Genomic DNA, 20,529 nt, shown 5'->3' on the forward strand with positions numbered 1-20,529 from the left:
ATGGCGGGTTGGCTCAGTGCGGTGGTGACGGGGCCTCTGGCGCCTTGCCGTGGCTACGCCGGAAGTCCGCGTAGGCCACGCCGGCCAGCACCAGCAGCCCACCGAGGGAGGCGAACCCCGGCGGCAGGTACAGCAGGCCGGGCGCGATGGTCAGCAGCGCCAGGATCCCGCCGGGCCGGGACCACGACACCCGGCTGAACACCTCGTACTCGAAGGAGGCCCGGCCGGCCAGGAAGAGCGCCGGTCCGCCGAGGATCACCGCCAGCCAGGCGGGTGGGGTCCGCCCGGTCGGCTCGTGCAGCACCAGGTGGAAGCCGGACGCGGTGGTGACCACGCCGGCGATCATCAACAGATGGGTGTACGGGGCGCTGAACAGGAACTTGCTGGGTGACTGGGCCGCCTTGATGGCGGTCGGCAGCAGCTCGCCGGACTTGTGCACGTAGATCCGCCAGAGCAGCAGGGTGGTCAGGAACGCCACCGCGAACGCTCCGATGTTCTCGGCCTCGGTGTGCTCCATGCTGAACATGGTGCCGATCGTCAGGATGGCGTCGCCGAGCGCGATGATGAAGAACTGCTGGTAGCGCTCGGAGAGATGCTCCGCAGTGACGTTGCGCTGCTTCTCGGGCACCACCCCGAGCCCCGGCACCGGGTACGCGAGCCGGAAGCCGAGGTAGTCGATGGCGAGCGCGATGGCCCAGCACGCGATCCGGGCGTCCCCGCTGACGAAGGCGCCGATGAGCCACGGGATCGCCGAGACGACGAACCAGAGGAAGATGCGGGCCGCCCGACGCTGGGTCTGCGGTTGGCGGCGTACCGCCGGCATCAGGAACAGTCCGCGCCCCAGGTGGATCGCCACGTACGCTCCGGCGAAGACGACCCCCCGGGCGTTGAACGCCTCCGGGATCGCCGTGGTCATCAGCAGCGCGCCGAACATCACGGCGCTGATCAACAGCTTGATCTCGGTGCGTTCCGGGTCGTACAGGTCGGTGACCAGCGTGGTGATCGCCCAGGTCCACCAGACGGCGGCCAGCATGATCAGTGCTTCGGCGGCTCGGTGCCAGTCGAGCTGGTCGACCATTGCTCGCGAGATGAGCGCGAGCGCGACCACGTACACCAGGTCGAAGAAGAGTTCGAGGAGGGTGACCCGGCGTGAGGCCTCCGGGTCGCGCACCGGGGGGCGGCTGGCTCGTGGCGATCCGGGCTCCGGCGCGGCGAGGTGCACGGGTCACTCCTGCGAACCGCTCGACTCGACGGACCTGTCCGGTCCACCTGTACGGACGGTAACGAGCGGGGGAGCGCGGGAGCCCGCGTTCGCCCGCTCGTCCCCCGACCGGGTTGTGTCGGGTGGTTACCCCGCTTGCGGGGATGTCGACGGCTTCTCGCCACCACGGGGGGCGGCGAGGGCGTCGACCAGGCGGCGGGCCGAGCCGGCCAGGTTCCATCGTTGGGCCAGCTCGAGCAGCCGGTCCGGGTCGGCCGGCGCGCTCGGCAGCGCGGTGGGCAGCTCCGGCAGGGGCACGTCCAGGGCGACCCGGACCACAGTCGGCGCGACGCCCAGGTAGTCGCGGGCCGCGACCAGCTTGGCGCGCAGGCCCGGCGCGAAGGACGAGTCGGAGTCGTCGAGCGCGGCCAGGATGCCGGCGATGCTGCCGTACCGCTCGATCAGCCGGGCGGCGGTCTTGTCGCCGACGCCGGCCACCCCGGGCAACCCGTCACTAGGGTCGCCGCGCAGCGCGGCGAAGTCGGCGTACCGGTCGGCGGGCACGCCGTAGCGGGCCCGCACGGCGGCGTCGTCGCAGTCGTCGAGCTTGGCGACGCCGCGCCCGACGTAGAGCAGTCGGACCGGTCGGGCGTCGTCGACGAGTTGGAACAGGTCGCGGTCGCCGGAGACCACCTCGACCGGGCCGGGCTGGGTCACCGAGAGGGTGCCGAGCACGTCGTCCGCCTCGTAGCCGGTCGCGCCGACGGCGGTGATGCCCACCGCGGTCAGCACCTCCAGGATCATCGGCACCTGCGGGGAGAGGGTGTCCGGAACGATCTCGCCGCCCTGCGGGGCGACCCGGTGCGCCTTGTATGACGGCAGCAGGTCGACCCGCCAGGCCGGGCGCCAGTCGTAGTCCAGTGCGCAGATCATCCGGTCGGCGCCCCGCACCCGGATCAGGGTGGCGAGCATGTCGAGGAAGCCGCGCACCGCGTTGACCGGGGTGCCGTCCTCGGCCTTGGCGGCGGACTCCGGGATGCCGAAGTAGGCCCGGAAGTAGAGGCTGGCTGCGTCGATCAACAGGATCGGGGGTCGGTGTGCCACGCCGGACAGCCTGGCACAACCGTCCGACGATCTGGCGTACGCCCGGCCGCGCCGGTGCGGTCAGCGTCGCTCGTCGGGCTGGTAGACGGTCTCCCGCCGGGCCAGGTGCTGCACGATGTAGCTGGTCACCAGCAGCAGGATCGCCACCACCACCTCGACCCAGGCCGCGATGCCGTCGGCGACGGTGACGCCGATGATCAGCAGGACCAGGCCGACGAGGGCGAGCACCCCGGCCCACAGTTGGCGGCGACGGCGTGTCGCCACCCGATTCGCCTCGTTGCCTGCCACGTCGGTCCTCCCGGTCAGGTCGCCCGCGCGGGCGACCCGATCCCAGGCTAGGGCCGCGGGGACGCGCCTTGCCGGAAAACGACGGTGCGGGCTGGTCGCCGCGCGCCGTGGACTGCGTGGAGCGCGGTCAGCGTCACCGCGTCGACCGCCGACCCGACCCATGCCGGTCGTGCCGACGGTCCACCAGCGCCGGAACACCCCGGCCCGTTCGTCGACGTGCAGGTCGCCGACCCCCGTTCGCCGGGCCAGTGCATTCCAATCTGGAACCGACTATAGTCGGACGGAACCAACGGAGGTAGCCGGTGCGGCGAGAGGATCTTGCCGATGCGGACTGCGGCATCGCGCAGGCGCTCGGCGTACTGGGGGACTGGTGGACCTTCCTCATCGTGCGTGACGTCGCCGGCGGGACGACCCGCTTCGACGCGCTCCAACGCGAGCTGGGCGTCAGCCGTCGGGCGCTGACCGAGCGCCTCACCGCCCTGGTTGAGCACGGTGTGCTGGAGCGCAGACCGTACTCGCGACACCCACCGCGGTACGACTATCTGCTCACCACGAGGGGCGAGGGGCTGTTGCCGGTGCTGATCGCGCTGCAGGACTGGGGAACGAGGCACCTGATGGGCGACGGTGACGTGACAGCGACGGCCGACGCCGGCTCGGCCGAGGCGCGCCGCGCGCACGACCTGGTCGGCCGACGGTTGCCCGAGGTCGTCCTGCCCGCCGCCGACGGGCAATCGGTGGCGGTGGCCGCGACGGATGCGTGGACGGTCCTCTACCTGTTCCCCGGGGCGTACGCGCCGGGGACGCAGGGCTATCCGCCCGGCTGGGCGGAGATTCCCGGCGCCCGGGGGTGCACCCTGGAGTCGACCACGTACGCCAAGCGTCATCCGGACTTCGTGGCAGCAGGTGTCCGGGTGTACGGCGTCAGCACCCAGCGGCCCGACCAGCTCGCCGACTTCGCCGCGTACGCCGAACTGCCGTTCCCGCTGCTGTCGGACGAGGACGGTCGGCTGGGGGCGGGGCTGCTGCTGCCGGTGTTCCGCGCGAGTGGGATGACCCGGTTCAAGCGGCTGACCCTGCTGGTCGACCCGACGGCGGTGGTGCGGGCCGTGCAGTTCCCGGTGACCGACCCGGCCGGCTCGGTGCAGGAGATGCTGACGGTGGTCCGTGAGCTCGCCGGGGCCCCCGACTGACGCGGTGGCGTCGATCGGGAGCCCCGGGGCAACAGCCTGTGGGCGCGGCGTCAGGCCGGGAGCGTCCAGCGCTGGTTGGCGCCGGCGAAGCAGTCCCAGATCTGCAACCGGGTGCCGTCGGCGGAGCTGTTGTCGCTGGCGTCGAGGCACTTGTTCGACTGCGGGTTGCGCAGCGTGCCGTTGGACTGCGCCTGCCAGACCTGCGCGCCGCTGCCGTTGCAGTCCCAGAGTTGGACCTTCGCCCCGTTGGCGGTGGAGCCACTGGTGATGTCGGCGCACTTGCCGAGGGCCCGCAGCGTGCTGTCGCTGGCCACGGTCCAGGTCTGCGCGTTGGTGCCGTTGCAGCCCCAGAGCTGGATGGCGGCGCCGTTGGCGCTGCTCGCCGAGGCCACGTCGACGCACTTGCCGGCGATGCCGGTGATCCGGCCGGTGCGGCCGGTCGGCGGCGGGGTGGTGCCGCCCATGATGGTGTCGTACATGGCGCTGAGCAGTGAGGTCGAGCCGCTGGTGTCCTGCGACAGCTCCCAGTTCATCACGCCGCCGGCGTTGGCCAGCGCCCACTGCGTCTTGCGCTTGACTGTCGGAATGCCGTTCCAGCACTGCTGGCTGCCGCCGATGGTGGCGCAGTCCCGGTTGGCGTTCGCCGGGTCGAGTCCGACCAGGTACGAGTAGTTGTAGTAGACGGGGCGGCTGTAGAACGGGATGCCGAGGACGGCCTTGCTGGCCGGCAGGCCGCGGGCCTTCCACAGGTTGATGCTGTTGATCGACCAGTCGTAGTTGGCGTGCGGGCTGCCGCCGTCGTAGGCCATGATGTTGAGCCAGTCGACCTGGTTGAACACTGCCGGCTGCACGCCGTCGACGGAGTAGCCCTCGCTGACCACTGCGGCGGTGAGCAGCTTGCCGCGACTGTGCAGGGCGCTGCTGAGCTGCGTCATGAGCGCCGTGTAGTTGTTGGCCGAGGCGCCCGGGTCGGGGTACTCCCAGTCCATGTCGACACCGTCGAGGTTGTACTGGTTGACGAAATTGATCAGGTTGTTGACGAAGTTGGTGCGACTGGTGGCGTTGGCGGCGAGCGTCTCGAAGGCCGAGTCGTTGCCGTCGTTCCAGCCGCCGACGGCGATGGAGACCTTGACGTTGTTGGCGTGCCCCTGCGACACCAGCGAGGAGAGTCGGGCCCCGTCCACCCCTTGCAGGGTGCCGTTGCTGTTGGGCAGGACGAAGGCGTAGTTGATGTGGGTGAGCTTGTTGTACTGGATGGTGTTGATGTTGCCGGCCCAGGAGGGCATGTAGCCGACGCTCTTGAAGTTGTTGGGCAGCACCACGGCCTGCGCGGCGGTGGGAATGACGGTGAGGGTGGCGCCGGCCGTGGCCAGCGCGAGCAGGCCGGCGGCGAGGGCGCGGCGCAGTGGTGAGGACATCGGGGGCCTTCCCGTGGGCGGGGGACGACACCCGCCCGCGCAGGGTTGTCGCGGGCGGGGGGTGCGGGGACGCAGGGACGGGTGGGCCTCGAGGCAGCCAAATCTTAAAGAGTGTTAACTGTCCGAGTCAATCAACGTCGATGGATTTTCCGACGATCGGTGTCGATATGGGGTTTGCCCAAACGACCGTTAAGCTGACGGGGTGGGAATCGACGAGCTGTATCCGCCGGATCGGTTGATCGCCGCGCAGCGCGCGACAGCCGCCGCCGGGCTGGACGCCCTCCTGCTCACGCCCGGCTCCGACCTGCGGTATCTGACCGGGTACGACGCCCACGCGGGGGAACGGCTGACCTGCCTGGTGCTGCCCGCCGAGGGTGAGCCGACCCTCGTCGTGCCCCGGCTCGAACGCCCGGCCGCGGAGGCGTCCCCGGCGCCGGCCACCGGAGTACGCATCGTCGACCACGCCGACGGCAGCGACCCGTACCCCCTGGTTGTCGCCGCCCTCGACGGCCCGGTCGCGGCGGTCGGGCTCGCCGACCGGATGTGGGCCGAGCAGGTCCTCGGCCTGCGCGCGGCGCTCCCCGACGCCGCCCAACGGCTCGCCGGGGAGGTGCTGCGCGAGTTGCGGATCCGCAAGTCCCCGGCGGAGGTCGCGGCGCTCACCGAGGCCGGCGCGGCGATCGACGAGGTACACCTGCGGATGGGCGAGTGGCTGCGCCCCGGTCGCACCGAGGCCGAGGTCGCCACCGACATCGCCGCGGCGATCCGCGCCGCCGGGCACGTCACCGTCGACTTCGTCATCGTGGCGGCCGGGCCCAACGGAGCCAGCCCGCACCACGGCACCTCCGACCGGCCGATCGGCGTCGGTGAGCCGGTGGTGGTCGACATCGGCGGCACGATGGCGTCGGGCTACCGCTCGGACTGCACCCGCACCTACCTGGCGGGCGGGTCGGCGCCGGCCGACTTCCTGGACTACTACGCGGTGCTGCGCGACGCGCAACGCGCCGCCGTCGAGGCGGTGCGGCCAGGGATCACCGCCGCGGCGGCCGACGCCGCGGCCCGAGCGCCGATCGCCGCCGCGGGCTACGGTCCCGCGTTCCTGCACCGCACCGGCCACGGCATCGGCCTGGACGGGCACGAGGAGCCGTACCTGGTGGCCGGCAACGACCGACCCCTTGAGGCCGGCATGGCGTTCTCCATCGAACCGGGCATCTACCTGGCGGGCCGGCACGGCGCCCGCATCGAGGACATCGTCGTCTGCACAACGGACGGCGTGCAACGGCTCAACACCACCCCCACGGAGCTCATCGCGCTATGACTGTCGACCGGATCCTCCCCACCGACGAGGCCCACGACCTGCTGGGTCTCGCCACCGAGCTCGCCGACGGCGAGCTCGCGCCGAAGGCCGCGGCCTTCGAGGAACGCGCCGAGTTCCCCCGCGAGGTGCTGCGCACGCTGGGCCGCGCCGGCCTGCTCGGCCTGCCCTACCCCGAGGAGTACGGCGGCGCGGCGCAGCCGTACGAGGTGTACCTGCAGGTGCTGGAGATCCTGGCCAGCCGGTGGCTCGCTGTCGCCGAGGCGGTCAGCGTGCACACCCTGTCCTGCTACCCGGTGGCGGCGTTCGGCAGCGACGAGCAGCGCAAGCTCCTGCCGGACATGCTCGGTGGCGAGTTGCTGGGCGCGTACTGCCTCTCCGAGCCGCAGGGGGGCTCGGACGCGGCGGCGCTGACCACCCGGGCGGATCGCGACGGCGACGCGTACCTGGTCTCCGGCACCAAGGCCTGGATCACCCACGCCCGCACCGCCGACTTCTACAACGTCTTCTGCCGCAGCGGCGGCCCGGGTCCGAAGGGGATCTCCTGCCTGCTCGCCGACGCAGGCACGGCCGGCATCACCCCGCAGGCGGCCGAGCGGACGATGGGACTGCGCGCCTCCCCGGTGGCGCAGATCGCCTTCGACGAGGCGCGGGTGCCGGCCGACCGGTTGATCGGCGGCGAGGGGATGGGCTTCACCATCGCGATGTCCGCGCTGGACTCCGGCCGGCTGGGCATCGCGGCGTGCGCGGTCGGGCTGGCCCAGGCCGCCCTGGACTACGCGGTCTCCTACGCCAGGGAGCGGCAGCAGTTCGGGCGCTCCATCATCGACTTCCAGGGGCTGGGGTTCCTCCTCGCCGACGCGGCCACCCAGATCTCCGCCGCCCGCGCGCTGACCCTGGCGGCGGCCCGGCTGCGCGACGCCGGCCGCCCGTATTCGATCGAGGCGGCCAAGGCGAAGCTCTTCGCCACCGACATGGCGATGCGGGTGACCACCGACGCGGTGCAGGTGCTCGGCGGCGCGGGTTACGTGGCCGACCACCCGGTGGAGCGGTACATGCGGGAGGCGAAGGTGTTGCAGATCGTGGAGGGCACCAACCAGATCCAGCGGATGGTGATCTCCCGGGCCCTGGCCAAGGGCTGACGACGCTACGTGGTGGTGGGGCTGCGGTGGGTGCGGCACGGCACACCGCGGCCCGCCACTCGGGTACCTCGTCGCCGAGCGACGGTTTTCCCGGTAGGTTGCACGCCGTGGAGGAGATCGACCGCGCTATCGTCGCCGCGCTGACCGCCGACGGCCGTCTGTCGTACACCGATCTGGCCGAGCGGGTGGGGCTGTCGGTGTCCGCCGTGCACCAGCGGGTCCGTCGGCTGGAGCAGCGCGGGGTGATCAAGGGGTACGCCGCCCGGGTGTCGTTCGAGGCGCTGGAGTTGCCGCTGACCGCGTTCGTGGCGATCCGGCCGTTCGATCCGTCGCAGCCGGACGACGCCCCGGAGCGGCTGGCCCACCTGCCGGAGATCGACTCCTGCTATTCGGTGGCGGGGGAGGACTTCTACCTGCTGCTGGTGCGGGTGGCCAGCCCCACCGACCTGGAGCGGGTGCTCCAGGAGATCCGCACCTCGGCGAACGTCACGACCCGGACGACAGTGGTGTTGTCCACGCCGTACGAGAACCGGCCGCCGAAGATCAGCTCTGCGGCACCGGGTCGGTCGCGGTCCCGGGCGCCGGAGGAGCCGGCTGGTTCCACCGCAGGATGACCTGCCGGCCGTGTTCGTGACCGAGCGCGCTGACAGTGGCGGTCTCCAGCCGTAACCGCCCACCGGCGGACGGGGGCAGGCCGATCCAGCGGGCACCGAGCACCCGCAGGCTGTGCGCGTGCCCGACCAGGGCTACTGTGCCACGGTCGAGCAGCGGGGTGACGCGGGCCAGCACCCGGTCGAGCCGTTCGCCCACCTGCGCGGGGGACTCCCCGCCGGGGCAGCCGTCGGTCCAGATGTTCCAGTGCGGGTCGTCGTCGTGGATGTCGACTGTGGTGCGGCCCTCGTACTCGCCGTAGTTCCACTCGCTGAGGTCCTCGTCGACGGCGTCGACGGTGAGCCCGGCCAGTTGCGCGGTGCGCAGCGCCCGGGAGCGGGGGCTGGTCAGCACTGTGACGAAGCGCCGGCCGGCCAGGAACGCGGCCAGGGTGCGGGCCTGTCGCTCGCCGTCGGGGGTCAGCTCCAGGTCGGTGTACGAGGTGTGCCGCAGGCTGGCGCTCCAGGTGGTCTCGCCGTGCCGGATCAGCAGGAGCTCTCCCATGCGGTCAGTTAACCATCGTGGGGCGGTGCCGACAGGCGACCCTCCCACTACCTATCTTCCTAGGATGCTTTAGCGGATGTGCCGACCGGCACTGCCGGTTTCGGCACCCGCAGACCGGGCAAGCGAGCCGGGACAACCGCCAGACCGAGGAGGCGCGATGAGCTTCACCGAGAAGGCAAAGAACAAGGCTGAGCAACTGGCCGGCGCCGCGAGAGAGCGCGTCGGCGACATGACCGACAACGAGCGGATGCGTGGCGAGGGCGCCAGCCAGCAGAGCGACGCGCGCGCCAAGCAGGCCGGTCAGAACGTGAAGGACGCTGGTCGCAACGTGAAGGACTCCTTCACGAAGTGACCCGAGCGGTCTACGGGGTCCCCGGGCGCGCCGTCGCCCGGGGACCATCGTGCTGCGACCCCGGGCCCAGGGCCTTCCTGTCGCGATCTTGCGGGTTTGGCGCGGCCTCTGGGGCTTCCATGACCGGAGGCAGGGTCGGCACGGGGCAATGAGGGTGGCTCGCGTTTGGGATGATCGGCGGCGTGAATCTCGCTCGGCTCCGTCCCCTGTGGTGTGGCGTAATCGCGGCGGTGGCCGTTGTCGGCGGTGCCGCGTGTACGGCGTCTCGGGTGCCACCGCCGGACCGGCCGGTCTTCGTCGGGTCGTCGGCCTCGTCGACCCCGGCCGGTGTGCCGTCGGGCGACGCCTCGTCGGAGGTGCCGTCGACGGGCGTCTCTCCGGCGGTGCCGCCGAGCACCGTCTCGTCGCCGCCGGTGGTTGCGACGGTGCCGGGCGCGACGCCGATCGGGGCCAGGGCGCCGGTGGTGGATCACGGCCCGCGTACCGGGGCCACTGTCGCGCTGACCTTCGACGCGGACATGACCGACGGGATGTTGGCCAGCCTGCGGGCCGGCCGGGTGAAGTCGTACGCGAACCTGCGCATCCTCGACCTGCTGGAGCGGGAGCAGGTGCCGGCGACGTTCTTCCTGACCGGCAAGTGGGTCAAGCGGTATCCGGACGTGACCCGGCGGATCGCCGGCAATCCGCGCTTCGAGTTGGCCAACCACACCTACGGGCACGCGGCGTTCACCGCCGACTGTTACGACCTGCCCCGGCTGCCGGTCGACGAGCTGGCCGGCGATGTGGCGAAGACGTTCGAGGTGATCGCGCCGTACGGGGGTCGGCAGACCCGGTACTTCCGGTTTCCCGGGTTGTGCCATGACGCGGCGGCGTTGGACGCGTTGGCGCCGTTGGGCGTGACCGTGGTCGACGGGGACGTGGTCAGCGGCGATCCGTTCGCGACGGCGTGGAAGCCGTTGGTGCGGGCGGTGTTGGACCACGTTCGCCCCGGGTCGGTGGTGATCATGCATGTGACCGAGGCGAACGCAGCGATGACGGATGAGGCGTTGCCACACATCCTGGCCGGGTTGCGGGAGCGAGGGCTGGTGCCCGCGCCGTTGTCCGAGGTGCTGGCCGAGGGCTGAGGCTCAGCCCTGCTGCACGTCGTCGACGGTCAGGACGATCTTTCCGCGGCGGGATCCGTGCTCGGCCGTCTGGTGCGCGTCGGCCGCCTTCTCAAGCGGGAAGGTGGCTTCGATGGGCACCCTGAACCGGCCCTCGGTGAACAGTTCGGCTGCGGCGGGCAGGCCGTGGCGGCCGTCGGGTTCGCCGGCCAGTTGCCCCATGGACAGTCGGACGCCGTGGGTGGGGGCGGTGAAGTCGGCCAGGGTGAGCACCGCTGTCGGGTCGCCGGTGAGGTGGAGCAGTTCGGGCAGGGACCCGGCGCCGGCGATGTCGAGGGCGCGGTCGATCCGGGTCACGCCGAGGGCGTCGAGGCGGCCTGTGAGGTCGGGGCCGTAGGTGACCGGTGTCGTCCCGAGTTGGCGGAGGAAGTCGTGGTTGTCGGCGCGGGCGGTGCCGATGACGTGGACGCCGCGAGCGGTGGCGAGTTGGACGGCGGTGCTGCCGACGCCACCGGCGGCGCCGTCGACGAGGAGCGTCATGCCGGGCCGTAGGTCCAGCAGGTCGAGGGCCCGGGTGGCGGTCTCGATGCTGGTGCCTGCCGCGCCCGCCTGGGCCCACGGCATGGTGCTGGGCTTGTGCGCCCAGAGCTGTAGTACCGCGAACTGTGCGCTCGCGCCGCCGAGTCTGGCCAGCTCGACGAGGCCGAAGACATGGTCGCCGAGGGTGACCCCGTCGACGTCGTCGCCGATCTCGTCGACGATGCCGGCCGCGTCGACGCCGGGGATGTGTGGCAGCGGCAGTTGGGCGCTCATCGGGGTGCGGCCGGAGCGGAGGCCGACGTCGACGGGGGAGACGCCGGCGGCCTGGACGCGGATGCGGATCTGGCCGGCCCGGGGCCGTGGCGCGTGAGTGGTCTCGAGGTGCAGTACCTCGGGGCCGCCGAACCGGTCGTACTGCACGGCGAACATCTGGGGCTCCTCTGCCTGGGAAGACGGGGTGATGGTCGTACCGTAGGCCGGAAACGGAGCAGGCGTTCCGCTGTGGGGTCAAGTGAGAGGAAGGCCGGTCGGAGATGTCTCAGATGCAGCGTGCCGATGCCCGGCTCAACCGTGATCGGGTGGTGGCGGCGGCACGGGAGGCGTTCGCGTCGGCGGGGCTCGAGGTGCCCATGCGGGAGGTGGCGCGACGGGCGGGGGTGGGCGTGGCGACCCTGTACCGGCATTTTCCGACGCGTACGGAGTTGGTGGCGACGGTCCTGGCCGAGCGGGTGGACGACTGCGGTGTGCAGGTGCGCCGCGCGCTCGACGACCCGGACCCGTGGCGGGCGTTGTCCGGCGTGGTGCGCGAGTTCGCCGAGCGGCAGATCCATGATCGGGCGCTCAACGAGGCGTTGTTGGGGCCGGGTGAGGTGAGTGCGGCGTTTCAGCGGGAGCGGCGGGAGCACGCGCAGGCGTTGAACGTGCTGGTGGTGCGGGCCCGGGCGGCGGGTGTGCTGCGCGACGGCGTCGGCGCGGACGACGTGCGGGCCGGCCTGTTGGCCATCGCGTCGCTTCGGCGGTTGCCGGCAGCGACGAACGCCCGGGTGATCGGTAGGGTCGCCGATCTGGTGCTCGCCGGTATCCGCGCCTGACCGGTGTGGGCTGTCACGGTTGTGGTCGCACCGGACATGGACTGGATGTGAGCTCAGGGACAGAGCAGGGCGAGGGCCGCTTCCGGCGGGTCTACGCCGAGGAATTCGAGTCGTTGTTGGCGTACGCGTTGCGTCGGGTCGCGCATCCGGAGGATGCGGCCGACGTCGTCGCGGAGACCTTCCTGGTGGCGTGGCGTCGCCGGCAGGACATTCCGGACGGCGGTGAGGCTCGGCTGTGGCTGTACGGGGTGGCCCGGCGGGTGTTGGCCAACCAGCACCGTGGTGGTGTTCGGCGGCAGCGCCTCGGTGAGCGGTTGCGCCAGCAGCTCGTCGTTTCGGTGGCCGATCCGGGGAGTGAGGTGCCGGAGCGGCTTGCCGTTCGGGCGGCGTTGGCGGGCCTGGCGGAGGTGGACCGGGAGGTGCTGATGCTGACCGTGTGGGAGGGTCTGCGGCCGCATGAGGTGGCTGCGGTGCTGGGGGTGGGTTACGCCGTGGTTCGGTCCCGGTTGTCGCGGGCGCGGGCGAGGTTGCGGGGGTTGGTCGGTGACGACCCGGGGCCTCCCGGACATGTGCTGGATGTGTTGACCGCGCCTACCCGTACGGAGGACTGATGAGCGGCGATGAGCGTGTTGACCGGCTGGTTCGGGATGCCGACCCGGGTGGGCTCGGTGGCGTCGGGGACCTCGCAGGGGTGAAGCGAACCCTCTTGGAGGAGATCGTGTCCGAGTCGGGGGTCGAGGGCGGTGCCGGTATTGCGCGGCGGCGGTTGCGGGTGCGTCGCTTCGCAGGCGTGGTGACGGCGGCAGCGGTGCTCATGAGCGTCGTGCCGGCCTCCATGGTGTTGCGGGGGCAGGCCGAGGGCGGTGGGGTTTCTCCGATTGTCACCCCGGCCGAGGGGGTCGTCTTTTCGCCGTTGGCGCTGGCGGCGGCGGCGCGGAACCCGCGGCTGCTGATCGATCGGTCTGGCTGGAAGGTGACTGATCTGTCGGGGTTCACCGAGGAGCTGGGCATGATCCGTTTTCGCCGGGGTGGGCAAGAGTTGGAGATGAACTGGTATCCGGCGTCCGGTTATGCGGGTCGTTATGCCGATCGACTCCAGGTGAATCGGCCGAAGTCGGTGCGGGTCGATGGCTGGCCGGGTGACCTGTTCGAGTATTCCGGCAGTGATTTTGCGGTGCTGACGCGTCCCCGCGAGGACGTGTTCGTGGAGATGAGGACCTCCGGGGACTGGTCGCGTAAGGAATTCGCTCGGGTTCTCGCGGACATCGTCCGGGTGGACGCGCGGACCTGGTTGGCCGTTCTTCCGGCGGAGATGGTCATGCCGGTGGGGGAGCGGGCGGCGAAGGTGCTCGCCGACGTGCCGCTGCCGCCCGGGTTCGACGTCGCGGCGCTGGAGGACATCGGCGTGAGTGACTCGTACCATTTTGGTGTGGGTGTGACGTCCCGGGTCGGCTGCGGGTGGATCGCGGAGTGGCAGCGGGCGAGGGCGAGCGGGGACGAGGCCGGGGTGCGGCGGGCCGCCGACGCGTTGCGGAGCAGTCACGGGTGGCGGGTGCTGCGGGACATGAACAAGGCCGGCGACTGGCCAGAGGTGTTCTGGGAGTACGCCGACGAAATCGCGGCCGGGACGTTGCGGGCCAGCTATTCGCAGGGTCTGGGCTGCGCCTGACCACGGAGTGCGCGACACCCCCGGGAGTGGTCTCCCCGGGGGTGTCGTTGTCGGTGGGTCAGTCGTCGCGGTGGTCGTTCCACCACTGCTGGCCGTTGGCGGGCAGGGTGTCGATCGGGTCGTAGTAGGCGTAGCGCTTGTTGAGCGCCTCCAGGTCGGCGGATTCGATGGAGGTGCGGTAGTTCTTCGTCCAGTAGGAGATGCCGTGCTCACGGTCGTAGTCGGTGAGCATGTGCACCCAGCGCTTGCCGACGAAGGGGACGTCGCAGACGATGCGGGGGGTGGCGTAGCCGGGGAGGTAGCCCATGATGTCGTGTTGGAGTTGCTGGGCGTGCCAGACCGGGACCCGCCAGTGTTCGGCGTTGGGGATCATGTCGCACATGTAGAAGTAGTACGGCAGGATCCCGGCTTCGCCTTGGAGGGCGAAGCAGAGGTCGAGCAGTTCTGGGGTGGTGGCGTTGACGCCGCGCATGAGGACGCCCTGGTTGCGGACGTCGCGGACGCCGACGTCGAGGGCGGTCTGGGTGGCTTTGGCGACCAGTGGGGTGAGCGACTGGGCGTGGTTGACGTGGGTGTGGATGGCGAGGTTGACGCCGCGGCGGGCGGCGGTGCGGGCGACGCGTTCCAGGCCTTCGACGACGTCGGGTTGCAGCCAGTGCTGGGGGAGGCCCATGAGGGCCTTGGTGGCGAGCCGGATGTCGCGGACCGTCTCCAGTTCCAGCAGGCGCATGAGGTACGACTCGAGGTTGCGCCAGGGGACGTTTGCCACGTCGCCGCCGGAGACGACAACGTCGCGGACGCCGGGGTGGGCCTTGAGGTAGGCGATGTGGGCGTCGTAGCGGTCGACGGGCTTGAGGGTGAGTTTGAGTTTGTCGACGGCGGGGGTGGAGTTGCCGACGAGGTCCATCCGGGTGCAGTGCCCGCAGTACTGGGGGCAGGTGGAGAGCAGTTCGGCGAGGACCTTGGTGGGGTAGCGGTGGGTGAGCCCTTCGGCGACCCACATGTCGTGCTCGTGGAGGCTGTCGCGGCTGGCGTAGGGGTGTGATGGCCAGTCGGTGCGTCGGTCGGAGGCGACCGGGATCATGTAGCGGCGGATGGGGTCGGCGAGCAGCGCCTCGGTGGTGAGGGTCGCGAACGGCACCATCGTGTTGATCATTTGTGGTGGCACCAGCATGGACATGGTGGCCAGGGCCAACTGGTCGGCTTCGAGGTCGGCGTAGAAGGTTTCGTCGATCAGGTCACCGAAGACGGCGCGGAGCTGCTTGATGTTCTTGACGCAGTTGACGCGCTGCCACTGGGCTGATTCCCACTGGTCGCGGGTGACGTGGCGCCAGCCGGGGAAGCGGGTCCAGTCGGGTTCGACCAGGGGGCGTCGGTGGTACTCGTAGGGCTGCCCGGCGGTCGGTACGGCGACCGGGGCGTGACGGGGTTGAGGGATGCTCTCAACCGGTTGGGTCTGGGTCACGGCCCCTCCTCGGTGTTGCGGCTGATCAGCGAAGCCCGAAGGCTACTGGAAAATATTCGGTATAGAAACTAGTCTGCCGTAAGTTTTCCCGTTACGCGAGCCTTGGTCGGGGCTTCGGGCGGCTGACAGGGGGAGGTTGGCGTGACGTCACCGGTGGGACTGCACCGCGTCGTGCAACCGGCGGGGGTGCTGCCGCAGGCGGCCTGGCGCCTGGACACGTCTGCGGCGATCGCGCCGAACGAGGTGCGGATCCGGGTGCAGCGGCTCAACCTGGACGCGGCGAGCTTCCGGCAGTTGTCGGAGAAGCACGGCGGGGACGGTGCCGCGGTCCGTGCCGAGGTGCTGGAGATCATCGCGACCCGGGGGAAGATGCAGAACCCGGTGACCGGGTCGGGCGGGATGTTGATCGGCACTGTCGAGGAGGCCGGTCGGCGGTCCCCGCTGGGGCTCAGGGCGGGGGAGCGGGTCGCCACCCTGGTGTCGTTGACGTTGACGCCCCTGGTGATCACCGACGGGTTGGCCCGCTGGGACGGGCGCAGCGAGCAGGTGCCCTGTGACGGGTGGGCGATCCTGTTCGCGCGCTCCATCGCCGCGGTGCTGCCCGACGACGAGGATCCGCAGTTGTCCCTCGCGGTGCTGGACGTGTGCGGGGCGCCCGCGCTGACCGCCCGGGTGGTGTCGCGCTACGTGGAGGAGCGTCGGCGTAGCGGTGATCCGACGCCGGTGCGGGTCGCGGTGATCGGTGGGGCCGGTAAGAGCGGGTCGTTGTCTCTGGCGGCGGCGCGACGGGCGGGCGCCGCGCGTACCGTCGGGGTGGTGCCGGTGGCGGCGGAGCGTGACGCGCTGGTGGCCGCCGGTCTGGCGTCGGTGGTGGCGTTGGCCGATGCGCGCGACCCGGTGGGGTTGTCCACGGCGGTGACCACCGCGCTGGGGGTGCCGGCGGACGTGACGGTGGTCTGCGTGGACGTGCCGGGCTGTGAGCACGGGGCGGTGCTGGCCACCGCAGACGGCGGCACGGTGATTTTCTTCTCGATGGCGACGAGCTTCTCCGCCGCGGCGTTGGGCGCGGAGGGGTTGGCCGCGGACGTGACGATGCTGGTGGGCAACGGGTACGTGCCGGGGCACGCGGAGTTGGCGCTGGGGCTGCTGCGGGCCGAGCCGGGGGTGCGTCAGCTGTTCGCGGCGCGGGTCGCGGCAGACTGAGGTCATGACGAACCCCTCGACGTTGTATCGCGGCGGCGTGCTGCACTGCCCCGCCGAGCCGAGCGCTACCGCGCTGCTGGTGTCCGGTGGGCGGATTGCCTGGTTGGGGACCGACGGTGACGCGCCGCCGGCCGACCGGGTGGTTGACCTGGGTGGGGCGTTGGTGACGCCGGCGTTCGTCGACGCGCACGTGCACACCACCGACACCGGGTTGGCGTTGTCCGGGTTGGCGTTGTCCGGTGTGCGTTCGGCGGGGCAGTTGCTCGACGCGGTGGCGGGGTTCGCGGCGGCTCTGCCGGCGGACGCGGTGGTGCTCGGGCACGGCTGGGACGAGTCGGGTTGGTCAAATCCGACGTTGCCGGACGCCGCGGCGCTGGACCGGGCCGCCGGTGGTCGGCGGGTGTACCTGTCGCAGGCGTCGATCCACTCGGCGTTGGTGTCGTCGGCGTTGCTGGCGGCGTGCCCGCAGGCGGCGCAGGCGGCCGGGTACGACGCGTCGGGCTGGTTGCGGCGCGACGCGCACCACGTGGTGCGGGCGGCCGCGCAGGCGTCGGTGAGTCGGGCGCAGCGGGTCGCGGCGCAGCGGGTGGCTCTGGGCCACGCGGCGTCGTTGGGGATCGCGGCGGTGCACGAGTGTGGTGGTCCGGAGATTTCCGACGAGGAGGACTTCACCGGTCTGCTGGGCATCTCCGGCGCGGGGTTGCCGGAGGTGTACGGGTACTGGGGTGAGTTGGGTGGCGCGGCGCGGGCCCGGGAGTTGGGCGCGGTCGGCGCCGGTGGGGATCTGTTCGCCGACGGGGCGTTGGGTTCGCGCACGGCGCACGTGTCGCAGCCGTACGGCGACGGCGACGGCTGTGGGCACGGGTACCTGTCGGTCGAGCAGGTGCGTGATCACCTGTTGGACTGCGCGGCGCACGGCATGCAGGGCGGGTTCCACGCCATCGGTGACGCGGCGATCGGCACCGTCCTGGACGGGTTCGCGGCGGCGGCGCGGACGCTGGGGGTGGAGCGGCTGCGTGCGGCCCGGCACCGCATCGAACATGCGGAGATCATGAGCAAGACGTTGATCGCGCGGTTCGTGGAGTACGGGGTGGTGGCGAGCATGCAGCCGGCGTTCGACAGGTTGTGGGGTGGCGCGGGCCGGATGTACGAGACGCGGTTGGGGTTGGACCGGTCGTTGGAATCGAACCCGATGGGTGCGATGCACTCGGTGGGGGTGGCGTTGGCGTTCGGGTCGGATTCGCCGGTGACGCCGCTGGACCCGTGGGGGTCGGTGCGGGCGGCAGTGGCGCACCACAACCCGGCGCAGCGGATGGGTGTGCGTTCGGCGTTCGCGGCGCACACCCGGGGCGGGTGGCGGGCGGTGCACCTGGACGTCGAGGGGGTCCTCGCGTTGGGTGCGCCGGCGACGTTCGCTGTGTGGTCGACGCCGGCGGGGGTGGAGCGGGGTCTGCCGGTGTTGCAGGCCGAGGACCCGGAGGCGCGGGGTGCGGACGACCCGACGCCGCTGCCGGTGTGTCGGCGCCTGGTGCTGCGCGGTGAGGTCATCTATGAGGAAGGGTCATCATGACCGGGAAGCTTGATCTTGATCCGGTGCTGGTGGCGCGGGCGCGGGAGTTGGCGCGTCGGGCCGGGCAGCCGGTAGTGGACCTGGCGCGCAGCCACACCACGGTGTCGGTGGAGCGGGCGGTCCTGCGGTTGGCCGGGGTGACCGGCGCCGACCCAGACGGTATTCCGTGGGTGAACCGGCTCGTCGACGCGGTCGCCGCGGACGTGGGGTTGGGTCACGGGGTGGCGGTGCCGGTGTTCGACGCCCTGGTCCGTGAGGGCAGCACCGACGTGACGTTGCTGGCGCAGAAGGCCGCGGCCGGGTCGGTGCGGTTCACCCAGCCCACCGGGCGGGCCGCGACCGCGGCCCGGTCGGCGGCGCGCAGGGCCGTCGGCGCGGGTATTCGGCGCATCGACCGGCGGCGCGCCGAGCGGGACCGGCTCATCAAGCGCCACGGTGACCCGAAGCAGCGGCCGTGGATCTACCTGATCGTCGCCACCGGCGACATCTATGAGGACATTCCGCAGGCGCAGGCGGCGGCGCGCGCCGGCGCGGACGTGATCGCGGTGATCCGTTCCACCGGGCAGTCGCTGCTGGACTACGTGCCCGAGGGCGCGACCCGGGAGGGCTTCGCCGGCACGTACGCCACCCAGGAGAACTTCCGGCTGATGCGCGCGGCGTTGGACGAGTCGTCGAAGGAGGTGGGCCGCTACGTGCGGTTGACCAACTACGCCTCCGGGCTGTGCATGCCGGAGATGGCGACCCTGGCCGGGCTGGAACGCCTCGACATGATGTTGAACGACTCGATGTACGGGATTCTGTTCCGCGACATCAACCCGGTGCGCACGTTCGTCGACCAGCGGTTCTCCCGGCAGGTGCACGCCCGCGCCGGGATCATCATCAACACCGGTGAGGACAACTACCTGACCACCGCCGACGCTGTCGACGAGGCGCACACGGTGACGGTGTCGCAGCTGCTCAACGAGTTCTTCGCGCACGAGGCGGGGTTGGCGGACTGGCAGTTGGGGTTGGGGCACGCGTTCGAGATCAACCCGGAGGTGCCGGAGTCGTTCCGGTTGGAGTTGGCGCACGCGTTGCTGGCCCGGGAGTTGTTCCCCGACGCGCCGTTGAAGTGGATGCCGCCGACGAAGCACATGACCGGTGACGTGTTCCGGGGCAACCTGCTCGACGGGTTCTTCAACCTGGCCGGCGCGCTGACCGGTCAGGGCATCCTGCTGGTGGGGATGATGACCGAGGCGGTGGTGACGCCGTGGTTGTCCGACCGGGACATCGCCCTGCAGAACGTGCGTTACGTCCTCGGCGCGGCCGGTGGGCTGCACGAGGACTTCGTGCCGGCGCCGGGCGGGTTCATCCGCCGCCGCGCCAACCAGGTCCTCGGTGAGGCACTGGACCTGCTGGACCGCATCGGGGAGCAGACGCTGCTCACGGCGATCGCCGAGGGCACCTTCGGGATCATGAAGCGGCCCGCGGACCGGGGCAAGGGCCTCGACGGGGTCGCCGCGCACGAGGCCGACTACTGCAACCCGGCCACCGACATCCTGGAGGCCGCCGCGTGAGCGGGGAGAAGCAGATCGTGCGCCCGTACGGGGACACCACCGGTGACGGCATGGTGCAGGTGTCGTTCACCCTGCCGGTGACCCACGACAAGCGCGCCGAGGGCGCTGCGGTGCAGTTGGCCAACAAGATGGGCATCGACCCGGCGATGGTGGTGCACGCCAAGCCGATGGGCGACGGGTTCACGTTCTTCGTCGTCTACGGGCGGGTCAACCACCTGGTCGACCTCAACGCCGTGCAGGTGGTGGAACGGGACTTCGCGTTGCTGTCGGCGAAGGACGTCAACACGGTGATCAAGCAGCGGTTGCGGCGCAAGCTGTCAGTGGTCGGGGCGTGCATCGGCACCGACGCGCACACGGTGGGCATCGACGCGATCCTCAACGTCAAGGGCATCGCGGGGGAGAAGGGCCTGGAGTACTACCGGGAGTTGAAGGTCACCAACATGGGCGCGCAGGTCAGCGTGCCGGAGTTGGTGGAGACCGCCCGGGCGGAGAAGGCCGACGCGGTGCTCGTGTCGCAGGTGGTCACCCAACGCGACGCGCACCTGCACAACACCCGGGAGATGTCGGCCGCGTTCCGGGAGGCGATGCCGGCGGGGCGGCGCCCGCTGCTGATCGTCGGTGGCCCCCGCTTCGACGAGTCGATGACCGACGAGTTGGGCGTGGACCGGATCTTCGGTCGGGGCACCACGCCCGGCGAGGTGGCCAGCTACCTCGTGCACGCCCTGATCACGCAACGGAAGGCGATGGCATGACCGACGAACGGCTCGGGTTGACGGTGACGCACCGGCGGTATGTGCCGTACTCGCACGCCCACTACGCCGGCAACCTCGTCGACGGGGCGTACGCGCTGGGGTTGTTCGGCGACGTCGCCACGGAGGTGTGCATCCGCACCGACGGCGACGAGGGACTGTTCGCCGGGTACACCGACGTGCGCTTCCACGCGCCCATCCACGCCGGGGACGTGGTCGAGGTCACCGCCCAGGTGTCACGGGTGGGCACCCGCAGCCGCACCCTGGAGTTGAGCTGCGCGGTGGTGTGCCGGGGCCGCCCGGACCGCTCCGCGTCCGCCGCGGAGGTCCTGGACCCGCCGATCGTGGCGGTCACCGCGACCGGCACCGTGGTCGTCCCCGCCGCCAGCGTGAGTCGCGAGGAGTGAGCCGGGGTTGC

The 20,529-nt window shown here is 71.2% G+C and carries 21 protein-coding genes; 14 read left to right on the plus strand and 7 right to left on the minus strand.

What is annotated here, in order from left to right:
* Positions 1-13 precede the first annotated feature (13 nt).
* The 3 genes from AB0K35_RS25145 to AB0K35_RS25155 form a co-directional block, all read right to left on the minus strand.
* A complete protein-coding gene (locus AB0K35_RS25145; protein WP_238670701.1) occupies positions 14-1,171 on the minus strand; it encodes a low temperature requirement protein A in 1,158 nt (385 codons plus the stop codon).
* Positions 1,172-1,348: 177 nt separating this feature from the next.
* Positions 1,349-2,305, minus strand: a complete 957-nt coding sequence (locus AB0K35_RS25150) for a 5'-3' exonuclease (protein WP_238670702.1) — start codon at positions 2,303-2,305, stop codon at positions 1,349-1,351.
* 60 nt (positions 2,306-2,365) lie between these two features.
* Positions 2,366-2,593 (minus strand): hypothetical protein, encoded by a 228-nt coding sequence (locus AB0K35_RS25155; protein WP_238670703.1) that lies wholly within the window; start codon positions 2,591-2,593, stop codon positions 2,366-2,368.
* 302 nt (positions 2,594-2,895) lie between these two features.
* Between AB0K35_RS25155 and AB0K35_RS25160 the strand changes: the two genes are divergently transcribed.
* A complete protein-coding gene (locus AB0K35_RS25160) occupies positions 2,896-3,783 on the plus strand; it encodes a winged helix-turn-helix transcriptional regulator (RefSeq protein WP_363888047.1) in 888 nt (295 codons plus the stop codon).
* Positions 3,784-3,833: 50 nt separating this feature from the next.
* Here the strand turns inward: AB0K35_RS25160 and AB0K35_RS25165 are convergent, their stop codons facing one another.
* Positions 3,834-5,201, minus strand: a complete 1,368-nt coding sequence (locus AB0K35_RS25165; protein ID WP_357363524.1) for a glycosyl hydrolase family 18 protein — start codon at positions 5,199-5,201, stop codon at positions 3,834-3,836.
* A 202-nt stretch (positions 5,202-5,403) separates the two neighbouring features.
* Between AB0K35_RS25165 and AB0K35_RS25170 the strand changes: the two genes are divergently transcribed.
* The 3 genes from AB0K35_RS25170 (at position 5,404) to AB0K35_RS25180 (ending at position 8,272) form a co-directional block, all read left to right on the plus strand.
* Positions 5,404-6,519 carry a Xaa-Pro peptidase family protein gene (locus tag AB0K35_RS25170; protein ID WP_238670706.1) on the plus strand — a complete coding sequence of 372 codons (1,116 nt, stop codon included), beginning with the start codon at positions 5,404-5,406 and terminating at the stop codon, positions 6,517-6,519.
* On the plus strand, positions 6,516-7,658 hold the full coding sequence (locus AB0K35_RS25175) for an acyl-CoA dehydrogenase family protein (protein WP_363888049.1): 1,143 nt from the start codon (positions 6,516-6,518) through the stop codon (positions 7,656-7,658). Before AB0K35_RS25170 ends, AB0K35_RS25175 begins: the two co-directional genes overlap by 4 nt.
* A 107-nt stretch (positions 7,659-7,765) precedes the next feature.
* Positions 7,766-8,272: an Lrp/AsnC family transcriptional regulator gene (locus AB0K35_RS25180; protein ID WP_238670707.1), complete on the plus strand. Its 507-nt coding sequence runs from the start codon at positions 7,766-7,768 to the stop codon at positions 8,270-8,272.
* Here AB0K35_RS25180 and AB0K35_RS25185 read toward each other — a convergent pair.
* The gene (locus tag AB0K35_RS25185; RefSeq protein WP_238670708.1) at positions 8,202-8,813 is read right to left on the minus strand and encodes a histidine phosphatase family protein; all 612 of its coding nucleotides are present in this window, start codon (positions 8,811-8,813) and stop codon (positions 8,202-8,204) included. The two genes, AB0K35_RS25180 and AB0K35_RS25185, sit on opposite strands and share 71 nt — an antisense overlap.
* 157 nt (positions 8,814-8,970) lie before the next feature.
* Here AB0K35_RS25185 and AB0K35_RS25190 point away from each other — a divergent pair, with 157 nt between their 5' ends.
* The gene (locus tag AB0K35_RS25190) at positions 8,971-9,165 is read left to right on the plus strand and encodes a CsbD family protein (RefSeq protein ID WP_238670709.1); all 195 of its coding nucleotides are present in this window, start codon (positions 8,971-8,973) and stop codon (positions 9,163-9,165) included.
* A gap of 269 nt (positions 9,166-9,434) precedes the next feature.
* Positions 9,435-10,289 carry a polysaccharide deacetylase family protein gene (locus AB0K35_RS25195; protein ID WP_238670710.1) on the plus strand — a complete coding sequence of 285 codons (855 nt, stop codon included), beginning with the start codon at positions 9,435-9,437 and terminating at the stop codon, positions 10,287-10,289.
* Positions 10,290-10,292: 3 nt separating this feature from the next.
* On the opposite strand, the gene AB0K35_RS25200 is transcribed toward AB0K35_RS25195, so the two are convergent.
* Positions 10,293-11,237: an NADP-dependent oxidoreductase gene (locus AB0K35_RS25200; protein WP_363888051.1), complete on the minus strand. Its 945-nt coding sequence runs from the start codon at positions 11,235-11,237 to the stop codon at positions 10,293-10,295.
* 113 nt (positions 11,238-11,350) lie between these two features.
* Between AB0K35_RS25200 and AB0K35_RS25205 the strand changes: the two genes are divergently transcribed.
* Genes AB0K35_RS25205 through AB0K35_RS25215 form a run of 3 tightly spaced genes read left to right on the plus strand, consistent with a single transcriptional unit; the run spans position 11,351 to position 13,568 of the window.
* Positions 11,351-11,899 carry a TetR/AcrR family transcriptional regulator gene (locus tag AB0K35_RS25205; protein WP_238670712.1) on the plus strand — a complete coding sequence of 183 codons (549 nt, stop codon included), beginning with the start codon at positions 11,351-11,353 and terminating at the stop codon, positions 11,897-11,899.
* A 47-nt stretch (positions 11,900-11,946) separates the two neighbouring features.
* Positions 11,947-12,510, plus strand: a complete 564-nt coding sequence (locus AB0K35_RS25210) for an RNA polymerase sigma factor (protein ID WP_238670713.1) — start codon at positions 11,947-11,949, stop codon at positions 12,508-12,510.
* Positions 12,510-13,568, plus strand: a complete 1,059-nt coding sequence (locus AB0K35_RS25215; protein ID WP_363888055.1) for a hypothetical protein — start codon at positions 12,510-12,512, stop codon at positions 13,566-13,568. Before AB0K35_RS25210 ends, AB0K35_RS25215 begins: the two co-directional genes overlap by 1 nt.
* A gap of 58 nt (positions 13,569-13,626) precedes the next feature.
* Here AB0K35_RS25215 and AB0K35_RS25220 read toward each other — a convergent pair whose 3' ends face one another.
* Positions 13,627-15,033 carry a lysine 2,3-aminomutase gene (locus tag AB0K35_RS25220; protein ID WP_363888057.1) on the minus strand — a complete coding sequence of 469 codons (1,407 nt, stop codon included), beginning with the start codon at positions 15,031-15,033 and terminating at the stop codon, positions 13,627-13,629.
* A 153-nt stretch (positions 15,034-15,186) separates the two neighbouring features.
* Here AB0K35_RS25220 and AB0K35_RS25225 point away from each other — a divergent pair, with 153 nt between their 5' ends.
* The 5 genes from AB0K35_RS25225 to AB0K35_RS25245 are packed head-to-tail and all read left to right on the plus strand — an operon-like array spanning position 15,187 to position 20,518.
* On the plus strand, positions 15,187-16,236 hold the full coding sequence (locus tag AB0K35_RS25225) for a zinc-binding alcohol dehydrogenase (protein ID WP_363888310.1): 1,050 nt from the start codon (positions 15,187-15,189) through the stop codon (positions 16,234-16,236).
* Positions 16,237-16,240: 4 nt separating this feature from the next.
* Positions 16,241-17,806 (plus strand): amidohydrolase, encoded by a 1,566-nt coding sequence (locus AB0K35_RS25230; RefSeq protein WP_363888059.1) that lies wholly within the window; start codon positions 16,241-16,243, stop codon positions 17,804-17,806.
* Complete coding sequence (locus AB0K35_RS25235; protein ID WP_363888061.1) at positions 17,803-19,362, plus strand: lysine 5,6-aminomutase subunit alpha; 1,560 nt, start codon at positions 17,803-17,805, stop codon at positions 19,360-19,362. Before AB0K35_RS25230 ends, AB0K35_RS25235 begins: the two co-directional genes overlap by 4 nt.
* Complete coding sequence (locus AB0K35_RS25240) at positions 19,359-20,114, plus strand: OAM dimerization domain-containing protein (RefSeq protein ID WP_308193543.1); 756 nt, start codon at positions 19,359-19,361, stop codon at positions 20,112-20,114. The genes AB0K35_RS25235 and AB0K35_RS25240 overlap by 4 nt, the downstream gene beginning before the upstream one ends.
* A complete protein-coding gene (locus AB0K35_RS25245; protein WP_357363504.1) occupies positions 20,111-20,518 on the plus strand; it encodes a hotdog domain-containing protein in 408 nt (135 codons plus the stop codon). Before AB0K35_RS25240 ends, AB0K35_RS25245 begins: the two co-directional genes overlap by 4 nt.
* Positions 20,519-20,529 lie beyond the last annotated feature (11 nt).

Origin of the sequence: Micromonospora sp. NPDC053740, from assembly GCF_040677775.1 — a bacterium.
Lineage (GTDB): Bacteria > Actinomycetota > Actinomycetes > Mycobacteriales > Micromonosporaceae > Micromonospora > Micromonospora alfalfae.